13 protein-coding genes are annotated in these 14732 nt (G+C 42.4%); 4 read left to right on the top strand and 9 right to left on the bottom strand.

The annotated features are described in order from the left end of the window. Positions 1–114 precede the first annotated feature (114 nt). Positions 115–486: a GIDE domain-containing protein gene (locus tag DACSA_RS08285; protein ID WP_041235394.1), complete on the bottom strand. Its 372-nt coding sequence runs from the start codon at positions 484–486 to the stop codon at positions 115–117. Between the two features lie 8 nt (positions 487–494). Here DACSA_RS08285 and DACSA_RS08280 point away from each other — a divergent pair, with 8 nt between their 5' ends. Next, entirely contained in the window at positions 495–1517 is a 1023-nt protein-coding gene (locus DACSA_RS08280; protein WP_015229318.1) for an aromatic ring-hydroxylating dioxygenase subunit alpha, read from the top strand. Between the two features lie 466 nt (positions 1518–1983). On the opposite strand, the gene DACSA_RS22500 is transcribed toward DACSA_RS08280, so the two are convergent. The 3 genes from DACSA_RS22500 to DACSA_RS08270 all read right to left on the bottom strand — a co-directional run bounded on the left by DACSA_RS22500 (position 1984) and on the right by DACSA_RS08270 (position 4759). Next, positions 1984–2118 carry a hypothetical protein gene (locus DACSA_RS22500; protein WP_269544726.1) on the bottom strand — a complete coding sequence of 45 codons (135 nt, stop codon included), beginning with the start codon at positions 2116–2118 and terminating at the stop codon, positions 1984–1986. 154 nt (positions 2119–2272) lie between these two features. Beyond that, positions 2273–2461: a hypothetical protein gene (locus DACSA_RS08275; RefSeq protein WP_041235393.1), complete on the bottom strand. Its 189-nt coding sequence runs from the start codon at positions 2459–2461 to the stop codon at positions 2273–2275. A gap of 69 nt (positions 2462–2530) precedes the next feature. After that, positions 2531–4759, bottom strand: a complete 2229-nt coding sequence (locus DACSA_RS08270; protein ID WP_015229317.1) for an APC family permease — start codon at positions 4757–4759, stop codon at positions 2531–2533. A gap of 19 nt (positions 4760–4778) precedes the next feature. On the opposite strand from DACSA_RS08270, the gene mutS reads away from it, so the two are divergent. Next, positions 4779–7388: a DNA mismatch repair protein MutS gene (gene mutS / locus DACSA_RS08265; RefSeq protein WP_015229316.1), complete on the top strand. Its 2610-nt coding sequence runs from the start codon at positions 4779–4781 to the stop codon at positions 7386–7388. 260 nt (positions 7389–7648) lie between these two features. On the opposite strand, the gene DACSA_RS08260 is transcribed toward mutS, so the two are convergent. Next, positions 7649–7948 (bottom strand): ferredoxin, encoded by a 300-nt coding sequence (locus DACSA_RS08260; protein WP_015229315.1) that lies wholly within the window; start codon positions 7946–7948, stop codon positions 7649–7651. A 310-nt stretch (positions 7949–8258) separates the two neighbouring features. On the opposite strand from DACSA_RS08260, the gene DACSA_RS08255 reads away from it, so the two are divergent. Both DACSA_RS08255 and DACSA_RS08250 read left to right on the top strand, forming a co-directional pair. Further along, positions 8259–9110, top strand: coding sequence for a M20/M25/M40 family metallo-hydrolase (locus tag DACSA_RS08255; protein ID WP_015229314.1), 852 nt, complete (start codon positions 8259–8261; stop codon positions 9108–9110). Positions 9111–9275: 165 nt separating this feature from the next. Next, entirely contained in the window at positions 9276–10397 is a 1122-nt protein-coding gene (locus tag DACSA_RS08250) for a quinone-dependent dihydroorotate dehydrogenase (protein ID WP_015229313.1), read from the top strand. Here DACSA_RS08250 and ftsH read toward each other — a convergent pair. From ftsH to DACSA_RS08230, 4 genes are all read right to left on the bottom strand, one after another. Beyond that, positions 10391–12289 carry an ATP-dependent zinc metalloprotease FtsH gene (gene ftsH / locus DACSA_RS08245; protein WP_015229312.1) on the bottom strand — a complete coding sequence of 633 codons (1899 nt, stop codon included), beginning with the start codon at positions 12287–12289 and terminating at the stop codon, positions 10391–10393. The genes DACSA_RS08250 and ftsH overlap by 7 nt on opposite strands. A gap of 297 nt (positions 12290–12586) precedes the next feature. Next, positions 12587–13000, bottom strand: a complete 414-nt coding sequence (locus tag DACSA_RS08240) for a secondary thiamine-phosphate synthase enzyme YjbQ (protein ID WP_015229311.1) — start codon at positions 12998–13000, stop codon at positions 12587–12589. 55 nt (positions 13001–13055) lie between these two features. Continuing rightward, positions 13056–13235, bottom strand: coding sequence for a hypothetical protein (locus tag DACSA_RS08235; RefSeq protein ID WP_041235392.1), 180 nt, complete (start codon positions 13233–13235; stop codon positions 13056–13058). 8 nt (positions 13236–13243) lie between these two features. Then, positions 13244–14332, bottom strand: a complete 1089-nt coding sequence (locus DACSA_RS08230; RefSeq protein WP_041235391.1) for a glycosyl transferase — start codon at positions 14330–14332, stop codon at positions 13244–13246. Positions 14333–14732: the final 400 nt, after the last annotated feature.

Below are 14732 nucleotides of genomic sequence, written 5' to 3'. Positions count from 1 at the left end.
ATACAAAGTAGGTTCGGTGGAGAGAAGCGAAACCCAACACCAATGATAAACAATTACCTGAACCTAATATTAGAGAGATATTTATTCATTTTATAATAGCACAAACAACCTTGACTAATTTAACAAGTTGATCAAAGCGAAAACGATAAAAGCGATCACAGAAAAGAAGCAAATTTGGGCAATCTTCTTATTCTTTTTAATGTCTCCTCTTTTCTCTTCGGAAAGTTCTTCCTCTGATTTATAGCTAATCAGAAAAAGCTGATTTTCCTCACTAGGCTGATCCAATTCTAAATCACCCGCTCGATCGCTCGCTTCACCAATAATATAAACTTGTATATTCACAGGAAGAATGACTTCTTGAAATTCATATCCTAACGTTTGATATTCCGCGTCGTTTCGCGGTGAAAACTCAATCTTAACCTTTGCTATAAGATTATACTGGAAATGTTTTATACCTTGCGAGAAAATATCACGAGAAAATATCAAAAATAATTATGTACTCTGTTCGAGAAATCGGTATTAACCCCAATCATTGGTATGTTGTCGCTAGAAGTTGCGAAGTTACTACCCAACCTCATGCTGTTACTCTGTGGAAAGAATCGATCGTTCTCTATCGCCAAAATGATGGTAAAATTTGTGCTTTAGAGGATCGTTGTCCTCACCGTTTTGTTAAACTTAGCGCTGGTGAAGTACAGGGAAATTATCTCGAATGTGCTTATCACGGCTGGCAATTTGATGATCAGGGAAAATGTATTTCGATTCCTTATTTGACGGAAAAACAGAAACTTCCTCGTTGTCAATTACGCCGATATCCTGTACAAGAAGCTGATGGATTTATTTGGGTATTTTTAGGGGAAGAAAATCAAAATATCCCTCGTTTTCAAATTCCAGAATGGGATCATCTTAATTATATTGCTACGGTTTCTGTCATTGAAACTCAAGCCCATTATTCTTATCTCATTGAGAATTTAATGGATATGTATCACGGACATTTACATCAAGATTGGCAGGCTTGGACTGATGCTAAATTAGAAAATATCAAAGAAACTGATCAGGAAGTTCATGGCTATTATCAAGCACAAAGTTACTATAAGATTGACAAAATATGGTCAATTTCTCAACTCTTTTTTCCGAGTCTAAGACAATTACATCCTGAACCGTTAACCGTTAGTTATCTGTATCCTCATTGGGTTTCTAGTTTAGGAAGTGATTTCAAAATCTATTGTTTATTTTGTCCCATTAACGAAACGTCAACCCGTGCTTATTTAATCCATTTTACTTCCTTAAATGCGTTTTGGCGGCTGCATAAATTACCGATTTGGTTTCGTCGTGGCTTAAAAAATATGTTGTTTGGTTCAGCACAAAAGTTATTAGATGGTTTAGTCCATCAGGATGTAGTGATGATGGAACAGGAACAACAAGCGTTTTTAGAAAATCCTCAACAAAAAGGCTATGAGTTTAATCCAGTTTTAGGTAGTGTTCAGCGTTTAATTCGGAAACAAGTTGAACTCTCTTGAAGAATCCGAAAATTAACTTGATGTTATACCATGCGTGAACAATTAGCACTACACACTATCTCATTATCCCCCCCTTTTTTTATAAGGCAGGGTTGTTTCATTATGAATGAAATCAACTCATTTGTGGGGAGATGGGGAGAGATTTTGTTAGGTTTTTTTGATGATTAATTGTTATTTATTCCTTTGCTACATCATTCTTAACATTTAACGAATTTTCGCCATTTGAGAACGCTGCTCTTGCCAAATGGCGTATCCCGTTATAAAATAACCGTACCATGATGGGAAGTAGTGCCAATTTTTAAATTATTGCTATCAAATTCCTATGGTTTCGTTGGTTGCTTGCGATTTCCTCTTCTCTGGTTAGGGGTCGAAATGAACATTAAGTTAGATTAAGCTGACGACAAAAAAATCACTAACCGTAGGCAAAACTCTAAAAATATGTTATGCAAGCATATTTCAAGTTGAATTAAATATCATCCCCCAGAGAAGCCAGAAAAGGGCGAATTTTTTTTTCAGGGATTGCGCTCGATCGAGTTTCCTGATAAAGTATTTCTAGATAATGGGAAGTGTTGCCAATTTTAGAAACTGCCCCTAAAAGCAAGGAAACTCGTTCTCCATATCCCCCCTACCCGTATTGACAAGCCTCGATCGACCATAAGGATGTAAAGAGTTATCGAAGAGTAACCATAGAGAAAGGTAGTGGTTAAAATCAAGAACATATGGTACGCAAACGAATCCTCATGTTGAATAAAGCATCATTCCCATTCCACGATACCTTTTTCGCCAATACCAAATAACAAATAACAAATAACAAATAACAAATCAAGAGAAACCAGAAAAGGGCGAATTTTTTTTTCAGGGATTGCGCTCGATCGAGTTTCCTGATAAAGTATTTCTAGATAATGGGAAGTGTTGCCAATTTTAGAAACTGCCCCTGAAAGCAAGGAAACTCGTTCTCCATATCCCCCCCACCCCGATTGACAAGCCTCGATCGAGCATAAGGATTTAATTTATCATTGATCATTAAACACTTCTGAAAAGGAAAAATTGGGCGCGGCTAAAACAAACACGGTTGAGGGTAATTCGGCAACTTTTTTCTGTAATGCTTCGTAGTATTGGGTAAAGTTTTGATCAGGGGCTGCCATTCCTAAGAAAATGATGTCAGCATTGCGAGAGGTTTGTTGTAAGATTCGATCGAACGATCGACCATCAGCAACAATCACCTGGGGATGAGCGCTAATTCGTAGATTACTCAACAATCGGTTTAAATTATCTCGTGCTGGTGGTACAGCCTTCTGATGATTCACCACTAATTTTAAGTAAATATTTGCCTCTCGCCAACGTAAATCACTTCGCAATAAATACGCCAACAATAACATTAAACCCCCATTAGCCTGCATACTTCCTCCCCACCAAACATCAATTCTACGTCGTTTCCCAAATCCTCGATCGTGATTTTCTCGGAAGATGACTAAATTCCGTTTCGATTGATGGATTTGTCCGATCATCTGACAGTAACTGTCACGACGATCGATCGATTCACTATCCCCAAGTAAAATCGTATTGGGAACAATTGATCCCAGTCCGTAAGTTTCTACTAAATGTTCTGCACCCGCAAAAATATCAGTCGCCGTCACAATCCTTACCAGCGCCTGAATCCCCTTTTTTTCTAAATAATTACGAATCCGTTTTTCACTATCCCCTTGCTTAATCAACTCACGAGATTTACTTTTAAGAACCGTCGCCACTGTAATTAAACCGCGTTTATGGGTTAAAGCGTCAGCCAGTTCAATCAGTGACCAGCGTTTGGTGGGCGCACCAGATAAAACTAAAATGTGAGGGCGCCAGTTTTTCGCATCTTCTTCCCGATAACTTTGATCGAGTTTATAAATCCCAATACGGAGTAACGCCATCCACACCCCACGACGCACATCGCCCCAAGTTACTTCTAAGGCTCGTCTTTGCAGCCAAAAATAGATACTCAGACTAATGATGGCAGCAATCACTGTCGCCACAGCATTAATTAAAAACATTACTGCCAAACAACCGATCGCGCCGAGTAGAGAAAAACTCCAATGCACCTTAAACTGAGGGCGAAAGGAGGGACTTTGTAAAAACGCCTCAATCCCCGCCGAAATATTTAAAACCAGATAGGTAGTGAGGAAAAACATAGTCAGCACGGGTGCAATTAGGTTTAAATCACCCACATAAACCGTTGCGATAACAATTACTAATGTGACAGCCGTTCCGACACGGGGTTCATCATTTACGCCACTGCCTTTCCCTAAAAAGCGCATCCAAAGGGGTAAAACCCGATCCCTAGCCAGAGCTTGTAAAATTCTTGGCGCTCCTAAAATACTCCCTAACGCACTGCTGAGGGTTGCTCCCCAAACTCCTAAGAAAATCGCGGGACTCCAAAGGGCAATTTCTTTCATAATCAAAGGCTCTGCTAACAAAGTCGTAGCATCCGCTCGCATTGCCATCACCATCGGTAAAATCATATAAATGACATAACCTGTGCCAACGGCGGCTAATGTGCCAAGAGGGATGGATTTTGTGGGGTTTTTCAAGTCTCCAGACATATTTACCCCAGCCATGATGCCTGTTACCGCAGGGAAAAACACAGCAAACACTTGCCAAAAGGGTTCGGAGAGTCGATCGGACGCACCCCACATTTCAATCTCGGTGGGTTCGAGAGATTTCCCAAAAAAGAAAGAAAGAAGAGACAGGGCGATCGCGCCCATAATCACATATTGCACCTTAATCGCCACATCAGCAGAGGTTAAGGCGATAACGGCAACAAATACGGTGACAATTAACGCCACATATAACTGGTTTAACTGGGGAAAGACATTGACCACACTTTCCGCAAATCCGATGGTATAAAGCGCGACAGATAAGGCTTGGGCAAAATAGAGGGGAATCCCCACCGCGCCACCACTTTCGATGCCTAAAGAGCGACTAATCATGTAATAAGCGCCTCCGCCTCCCACCACGCGATCAGTTGCGATCGCAGAAATAGAAAGTGAGGTGAGAAACGTAATCGCTGTGGAAAGGGTGACAATGATTAATGTTCCCAATAAACCCACGTTCCCCACCACCCACCCAAAACGCAGATACATGATTACTCCTAAAATTGTGAGGATAGAAGGCGTATAAACGCCACCAAATGTGCCGATTTTTTTGGCTTCAGGGGTAGGAACGTTAATATCATCTTTACTGGGAGAGGGAAGTTTTACCATAGAGAGTAATTTGATAATTATGAATGAACAGTTGTCGTTTTACATGAAAAATGCCGATTATACCCAGATCGATCGCGCTCAACTAACCCCCATGATGCAGCATTACATCGAGGTTAAGGAACAATATCCGAATGCCTTATTGTTGTATCGAGTGGGAGACTTTTTTGAGTGTTTCTTTCAGGATGCTGTAACTGTCGCCCAAGAATTAGAACTGGTTTTAACCAGTAAAGAAAGTGGGAAAGAAATCGGTCGCGTTCCCATGACGGGAGTTCCCCATCACGCACTCGATCGATACACAGCGCTGTTAGTAGAAAAAGGGTTTGCCATTGCCGTTTGTGATCAAGTGGAAGATGCTTCCGTCGCCGCCGCCCAAAAACGGATGGTGGAACGGAAAATCACTAAACTGCTGACTCCAGGCACACTCACCGAAGAAGGAATGTTACACGCCAGACGTAATAATTTCCTCACCTCGATCGTCATAGCTGGTAATCATTGGGGACTCGCCTACACCGACATCTCTACAGGAGAATTTTACACCACCCAATCCCAAAACCTCGAAAGTCTTGCCCTGGAATTACTACGGCTACATCCTGCCGAAATTCTCCTTCCCACTAACGCCCCCGACTTAGGAAGTATGTTGCGCCCTGGGGAAAAATCCGATAGCATTCCCGACTTTCTTCCCGAAAACTTCTGTTACACCCTCCGTTCCCAAACCCAATTTAGCGCTGGAGAAGCGCGTAACCAACTCTTAGAATACTTCCGAGTGCGTTCTCTAGAAGGAATGGGCTGTAGTAATCTCCCCCTCGGTGTTCGCGCTGCTGGTGGACTCCTGTTTTATATTGAAGAAACCCAAAAAGCGCATCAAGTTCCCCTACAAACCCTCAGAACTTACACCCTCAATGATTATCTGATTCTCGATCCCCAAACCCGCCGTAACTTAGAAATTATCCAAACTGTTCGCGATGGCACTTATCACGGTTCTTTACTTTGGGCGCTAGATCGCACCTGTACCGCAATGGGGGGACGTGCGCTTCGTCGCTGGTTACTACAACCTTTATTAGAGATTAAAGGCATTACTGCGCGTCAAGATACCATTGCTGAACTAATTCAAGAAACCAACCTCCGCGATGAGTTACGGCAGCTACTACGACAAATTTACGATCTAGAACGACTCAGTGGGCGTGCTGGCGCGGGAACAGCCAATGCGAGAGACTTAAAAGGATTAGCAATTTCTTTAGTGCGTCTTCAGGAACTCGCGACCTTAGCGCAAAAAGGAAATTCTCCCTTTCTGCGGGCGTTACAGTCTGTTCCCTCAGATTTAGAAGCATTAGGGAAAAAAATTCTGGATGCAATTGTCGAGTCACCGCCTCAACATTTAGGGGAAGGGGGATTAATTCGATCGGGAATGGATGAACAATTGGATCAAATGCGAGAAACCTTTGAGAAGGATAAACAGTGGTTAGCGCATTTAGAAACCAGTGAACGAGAACGAACAGGGATTAGTAAACTGAAGGTGGGTTACAACAAAACCTTTGGTTACTATCTCAGTATTCCTCGCAGTAAGGCTGATCTCGCCCCAGAAAACTATACCAGAAAGCAAACCTTGACCAATGAGGAACGTTACATCACCTCGGAGTTGAAAGAACGAGAGACTCGGATTTTAACGGCAAAAGATGATTTAAATCGGCTTGAATACGAGATTTTTGCGGATTTACGTGCCGAAGTGGGAGAAAAAGCACAACAAATCCGTGATATTTCCCGCGCCGTCGCCGCGATCGATGCTTTGGCAGGATTAGCGGAATTAGCGGTTTATAACGATTATTGTCGTCCCGAAATGGTGGAAGGGCGTTGTTTAAGTATAAAAGAGGGGAGACATCCCGTTGTGGAACAAACCCTTCCCACTGGCTTTTTTGTCCCGAATTCCACCAACATGGGATATGAGGAAGAACGCGACACCCCTGATTTAATCATTCTCACGGGACCCAATGCCAGTGGTAAAAGTTGCTATTTACGACAGGTGGGGTTAATTCAGTTGATGGCACAAATTGGCAGTTTTGTTCCAGCACAAGCAGCAAAATTAGGGATCAGCGATCGAGTGTTTACTCGCGTTGGGGCTGTAGATGACCTGGCTACAGGACAATCGACATTTATGGTAGAAATGAATGAAACGGCAAATATCCTTAATCATGCCACATCTCATTCCTTAATTCTGCTGGATGAAATTGGACGGGGAACAGCTACCTTTGATGGGCTTTCGATCGCCTGGGCGGTTGCTGAATATCTTGCCACAGAAATCAAAGCACGCACCATTTTCGCCACCCATTATCACGAATTAAACGAACTCGCTTCCATTCTGCCCAATGTTGCCAACTATCAAGTCACAGTAAAAGAAATGGAACAGGAAATCATCTTTTTACATCAAGTGCAACCAGGAGGCGCCGATCGATCTTATGGGATTGAAGCGGGACGTTTAGCGGGACTCCCTCCCAGTGTTATTTCTCGCGCCCAACAAGTGATGGGACAAATTGAAAAACACAGTAAAATTGCTTTAGGATTACGGAAAGGAATTATTAAAGAAATGAAAGACAACGAAAGCCTGATCGATCAACTGGATATCTTTGAAACGTAAACCACAGAAAGTAGGTTGGGTGACAACCCAACATCAGTAGAAAGTAGGTTGGGTGACAACCCAACATCAGAAAATTTTAGGAATCGATTCGATCGACGTTGGGTTTCGTCTTCTCCACCCAACCTACAGGGATGAGAAAGGATGATCACCCAACATCAGAAAATTTTAGGAATCGATCCGATCGACGTTGGGTTTCGTCTTCTCCACCCAACCTACAGGGATGAGAAAGGGTGATCACCCAACATCAGAAAATTTTAGGATTAGTAGAGTTCTTCTTCTTGGTGAGTAATAATCGTGCAATCGGAAGCAGGGTAAGCAACACAGGTGAGAACATAACCCGCTTCAATTTGATCATCATCTAAGAAAGACTGGTCAGACTGATCCACTTCTCCTTCTTTCATTTTACCTGCACAAGTGGAACAAGCACCCGCACGGCAGGAATAGGGGAGATCAAGACCTTCTTCTTCTGCAACGTCGAGAATATACTCATCATCGGGAACTTCGATCGTTTGGTTGAGTCCCATTTCTTCGTTAACTAAAGTAACTTTGTAACTTGCCATTTTTTAGTTTCTCCTTTATAACAGCAAAAATTTTGGCTTTAATTTCATAGCGCCTCATTACTGATACTAAGAGATAATGTGTCGTTGTACAGGGAGCATTAGAAAAGTGAGAATTAATCTTTTCTTAAATAAGTAAAACTTATATCCCTGACTTACCGATCGAGTGCGGTTTTAGACTATAGCAACAAGTTCTCAATAAGTTGCATGGTCAGGCTTACAACATTTTGAAGCCCAGAAACTCCCTCTTAAGAATGCTCTTAAATTAGGATTAGTTATAATTATATTTAAACTAAATTTATATTTGATATCAATGAACCTAAAAGCACGACTAAAAGGGCATTTAGAGCAAATCGTGCGCGATCGCCATCCTTATTTCAGTAGCGGGGGACACTTTTATGTGCAACAATACCTCTGTGAACAATTCCAACAATGGGGAAAGCTAGAAACTCACGAATTTTCCTTTAATGGGGAAACTCACAAAAATTATATTTTCAATCTCAGCGCCGATCGAGCAACGGATCACCCACCGATTATATTAGCCGCACATTACGACGGTGTGCCAGGAACGGCAGGAGCGGATGATAATGCAACAGGAGTGGCAGTTTTATTAGAATTAATCCGAGAATTTGTTGATAATCCTCTCCCGATTCCCCTAAGATTTATTGCCTTTGATTTAGAAGAATATGGCATGATCGGAAGCGAAATCTATGCGGAAGAATTGAAGGAAAAAAGGGAAAAAGTTTCTCTGATGTTTTCTTTGGAAATGTTAGGATATTGTTCTCAAGAACCGAACTCCCAAGTTTATCCTCCCCTTATTGAAAACTTTTATCCCAATACGGGTAATTTTATTGCTTTTGTTGGTAATTTAGGAACGACAAAAGAGGCGCGTTTTTTTGCAGGAGAAATGCGAAAGAGTGGAACGCCAAGCGAGTGGTTATCGGTTCCGCTTTCTGGAAATCTACTTCCAGAAACGCGGTTAAGTGATCATTCTCCGTTTTGGGATCAAGGTTATAAAGCAATGATGGTGACAGATACTTCTTTTTTACGGAATCCCAATTATCATCAGCCTAGCGACTCGATCGAGACTTTAGATTTAGACTTTTTAACGGGAGTTTGTGAAGGATTAATCGCTGGTTTAAGAGTCTTTGCTAATCAAGAATAAACTGTGCTATTTTATCTGATTCAATCGCATGATATTCCATAGCAATCCCAAATGAATTGTAAATTAATCCCCCCTAACCCCCCTTTGAAAGTTAATCCCCCCTAACCCCCCTTTGAAAGGGGGGAATGGTTCATTAAATTTTTACATAATAATTAGAACTACTATATGTATAAAAACGTCATCCGTCCCCTTTTATTTTCGGGATTAAAAGCTGATCCAGAATGGTTACATGATAAAAGTCTTAACTTTCTGGAATGGTTAGAAGAACATCAAGATCAATTACTAGCAAAATCCATTTTAGACACCGTTTCTCAGCAATGTTGCTATGAAGAAAAACGCCTCACTCAAACCTTGTGGGGAATAACATTTCCTAACCCGTTGGGATTAGCTGCTGGTTTTGATAAAAATGGTGTTGCGGCGAGTATTTGGGATCAATTCGGTTTCGGTTATGCTGAGTTAGGAACAGTTACAGAACACCCTCAACTTGGAAACCCTCCCCCGCGCTTGTTTCGTCTGTTAGCAGATGAGGCGGCTTTGAATCGGATGGGGTTTAATAATCAGGGTAGCGAAACCTTAGCGCAATCCTTGCAAAAACAGTCACAGAAGCCACGAAAAACACCTTGGGGGGTGAATTTAGGAAAATCAAAAATTACTCCTCTAGAAGACGCAGCAAACGATTATTTGACCAGTTTTTTACGGTTACGGGAATGGGGAGATTATTTTGTGATTAATGTTAGTTCCCCCAATACCCCAGGGCTGCGATCGTTACAGGATAGCGCACAATTGAGTTTAATTTTAGAGGCGATACAAAGCAATAATCCGCAACGGAAACCGATTTTAGTAAAAATTGCACCCGATTTAACTTGGGAGGCGATCGAGCAGGTGCTAGTAATTGCTAATCAATATCAATTAGCGGGGATCATTGCCACAAACACCACGATCGAGAAACAAAGCCTCAAAACCCGAACTATCAATGGTTATCCCATCACAGAGGAAGCAGGAGGAATTAGTGGGAAACCGTTGCGCGATCGAGCGACAGCTATCATTCGCTTTATCTATCAGCAAACCGAAGGAAAACTGCCGATTATTGGCGTTGGTGGCATTTTCACCGCCGCCGATGCTTGGGAAAAAATCACCGCCGGCGCAACCTTGCTACAAGTTTACACAGGATGGATTTATGAGGGACCGATGATGGCGCGAAACGTCTTAACTGGATTAACGGAAAAACTGGAGGAACAGGGATTATCCCACCTCTCAGAAGCAGTGGGATTAACCGTAAATTACTGATTCCCAGACGGAACTAACTGTTTTTTCGGCAGTTCGGTATATTGAGAAACGATTTTCCGAAACTCTTCTCCTTCAATGGTTTCTTCATAGAGAATAATATCGACTAAATGATCCATTAAAGCTCGATTTTCCCGAATAATCCGCCGTGCTTTTTCGTAACACCGTAGGGCGATCGCGCGTACTTGGTCATCAATTTTGGTGGCAACTTCCTGAGAATACTGATTATGATGATTCGCATCACCACGACCTAAAAACACCTCATCATTTTGGCTTTCTAGCGCAAACGGACCCAAATCCGACATTCCATAACGAGTCACCATTTCTCGCGCCAAATTAGACACGACTTTTAAATCATTACTGGCACCAGCAGTAACTTCCGCATCACCAAATATCTCTTTTTCTGCGGCTCGTCCTCCTAATGTAATCGTAATTCGATCGATAATCCAGGCGCGAGTATATAAACCGCTATCCACCATATCCTCATTAAAACTTTGTTGGGCAAAACCGCCCACCCCACCAGAGCGAGGAATAATCGTCACCTTATTTAGGGGATCAGAATGTTCCAGCAAGGTCATTAACAGGGCGTGTCCCACTTCATGGTAAGCAATGAGACGCTTTTTCTTACTATCTAGAAGGGGATTCAAACTTAAACCGATGGTAATTCGATCGAGCGCATCATCAATTTCGAGATCAGTAATCATCGGCTTAAAGCGACGTGCGGTTAGAATGGCGGCTTCATTGAGAAGGTTTGCTAAATCAGCCCCCGATAAACCGGGAGTTTTCCGCGCAATAGATTCGATCGACACTTCTGGGGCGAGTTTTTTATTGCGAGCATGAACCCGTAAAATACCTAAACGCCCATTGTAACTCGGTAAATCTACGGATACTTGTCGATCGAAGCGTCCAGGGCGCATCAAAGCAGGATCAAGCACATCAGGGCGATTCGTCGCCGCAATCACAATCACCCCTGTATTCCCTTCAAACCCATCCATTTCCGTTAACAACTGATTGAGGGTTTGTTCCCGTTCATCATTCCCTCCACCAACACCAGCGCCGCGTTTACGCCCTACTGCATCAATTTCGTCAATAAAGATGAGACAGGGAGCGTTTTCTTTCGCCTTCTTAAACAAATCTCGCACCCGTGACGCACCGACACCGACAAACATTTCCACAAATTCTGAGCCAGAAATGCTATAAAAGGGAACGCCAGCCTCTCCAGAAACCGCTTTCGCCAAGAGAGTTTTTCCTGTTCCAGGAGAACCGATTAGTAATACCCCTTTCGGAATTTTCGCACCAACAGAGGTAAAGCGTTCTGTTTCCTTTAAGAAAGTGACCACTTCCTGTAACTCTTCTTTTGCTTCATCAATGCCAGCGACATCATCAAATTTTACACCAGTGTCGGTTTCTACTTGATAACGAGCGCGAGATTTTCCGAAACTCATCGCTTGTCCAGAGGCTTTCGCGGAACGACGAATAATAATCGCGAGTCCTCCCACCAGGAGTAAAATTAAGACTCCATTCGCGATAATTCCCACTGTTTCCGCGCTATTTTCAGAACTTTGGACATCTAAAGGAATCTCATTTTGGCGTAGTCGAACAATGAGTTCATTATCTTGATCTAATAATTGAACGTCTCGCGTCACCGTTTCTCCCTGTTCATTAATTACCGTTACTGTTGCGATGTCAGTACGAGGATCAAGTTCAACTTTTTGCACTTCTCCCTGTTCGATTTTTTGCAGAAACTTACTGTAACTGAGCTTATCGGACTCATTTTGAGTTTGAGCGAGGGATGGAGTAGGGAGAAAAACGCTTTGTAAAACCATCCAACCTGTAGCGAGGGGAAGTAAGTAACGAGATACGGGGTGAGATTGAGAACTAGGTCGATTGTTCATTAGATTTGAGCGTCGGTGTGGCTATATTCAGTTGAGGTTGGGGAATTACTTTCGGGAAAGGCAAGAATAAAACCCCTTCTCTCTCTAGTTTAATCGTTAGGAATAAGTTGGTTATTGGTTATTGGTCACTGGTCACTGATTACTGATCACTGGTCACTGATCACTGATTAATGTTGGGTTTCGTTACCTCCACCCAACCTACGTTTTAACTTTCCCCCCTTTCAAAGGGGGGTTAGGGGGGATTTTAGAGACCAATTGCTGGCTGTTGGGTTTCGTCACCTCCACCCAACCTACGTTTTAACTAATATGAACGACAATTTCTCTGTTTTGAGGTCGATCGCGGTGTTCCCACACATAAATTCCTTGCCATGTTCCTAACATTAATTGTCCTCGATCGATGGGAATTTGTTCCGAAGTTTTCGTCAACACCGATCGAATATGTGCTGGCATATCATCCGCTCCTTCGGCATTATGGACATAGAGGCTGGTATCTTCTGGGACTAATTTTTTAAAGAAATTAGACAAGTCGGTTAACACATCAGGATCGGCATTTTCTTGGATAATTAAACTCGCAGAAGTATGCCGAATAAAAACTGTACAGAGTCCTCTTTCTACGCCAGATTGAGCGACAATTGATTCGACTTTCGAGGTGATTTTATGTAAACATTTTCCTGTTGTTTTTACCGTCAGCGTCGTTTGATAATGACTCATATTTAATAATTAATAATTTAATTTATTCTAATTTTCTTCGCTTGTGTCTTCAGTTTCATCGATAATAGATAGAGAAAATGTGGAAAATAATTAAAACCACAATAGCAAAAGTGGAATAAGCCACATAAGTTAAGGATTTAGATTTATCATCTAATCTCTGTTTATTTACATTATAAGTCTCTACCAGATTCACAATGTTGGGGAGTTGTTCAGAAACTGTTGTCGAGTTTGACATTGTAATTGCTAGGATTTGAGACGAGAAAAATGATCAACAATGGTACTGGCGATTTTTTCTGTTCCATCTTTTTCGGGTTTCTCACTGCTACGAGGGGGATCAGGTAACTGCCTTAAAAAGTCCCAATTTCCCTCAAAAAATGAAGACTGAGAGAGAATTTGATGAGGACTATAATTTTCGATTCCCTCTAGTAACAGCGCCGATTCAGCGAACCTTTCCCGACGGAGAGACACAATTGGCACTCCCACACGCAACGCTTCCGAAAAGGTGCTATACCCAGGCTTAGAAACCACTCGTCCACAGACTGACATAAAATCCAAGGGACGATAGTTGTGATCAGTGACTTTCAGCAAGTTAGGAACATCGGGCGCTTTTCGATCGAAGCTGATAAATTGCCAGTCTGGGAAATATTGTAAATTTTGATAAGGGATTTTGTGTAATCCTAACCCGCCAAAAGAAAGAAGGATCGTTTGTTCTTTTGCGGTTTTCAGGTTAAATTGTTCTCTAATTTCCTCGGCTGTCCATTTGGGAACACCGCCTGTTAATCCCACATCAACACAGTTGGGAAACTCATTCATCGGTTCGTGCATCGGTAGCCGAAACGTTCGATCGCTGCTACGATAACCTTCTGTAATCCATTGTGCTAAAGTTTGAAACTCCTCTCCCCAATGACGATAAATAAAATCCCACCCAAAATTACTAATTGACCAACAGGGAACACCTGCTTTCTGGGCAATTTTTCCCGCCAGTGCTGGAATATCGGCAATAATTAAACCCACTCCCTGATTTTTGATAAATTCCGCTTCTTCTGCAATGATTTTGTCTTCATTTGCCCGAATTTTCTCTAATTCCAACCGTGTCGCGTCCAAATCCATTTGCAGACTGTCGCTTTGTATCACTCCCACATCGAGAGCGCGATCGCGTTGTATAAACTCTCCCGACAGATAAGATTGTAATAACCAACGGGGAACTTTCGTCACCAGAATCGGTAATAAATCGGGAAGTAACTCTTGAACCGCCGCCGCAACCGACGCAGCACGCACCGCATGACCAAAACCATGGCTGGTAATTGCCACATAAAGCACTGGACGAGACATCTGAGACATAAAATTAAGAAAAATTGATAATTGGTCACTAATAATTTACCCTATAGCAAGCGTACATCAGTTATAAATTTTTTTTCGTTCTTTCACTCCCAAGTTGGGGGAAATTCTGTTAGCCCCCTTACCCCCAAGTTTGGGGGAAATTCTGTTAGCCCCCTTACCCCCAAGTTTGGGGGAAATTCTGTTAGCCCCCTTACCCCCAAGTTTGGGGGAATTCTGTTAGCCCCCTTACCCCCAAGTTTGGGGGAATTCTGTTAGCCCCCTTACCCCCAAGTTTGGGGGAATTCTGTTAGCCCCCTTACCCCCAAGTTTGGGGAAATTATGTTAGCCCCCTTACCCCCAAGTTTGGGGGAAATTCTGTTAGCCCCCTTACCCCCAAGTTTGGGGAAATTCT

It is taken from the genome of Dactylococcopsis salina PCC 8305 (assembly GCF_000317615.1).
GTDB classification, from domain to species: domain Bacteria; phylum Cyanobacteriota; class Cyanobacteriia; order Cyanobacteriales; family Rubidibacteraceae; genus Halothece; species Halothece salina.
Note: the sequence above shows the minus strand (reverse complement) of the source record. Positions and strands in the feature narration are given on the sequence as shown.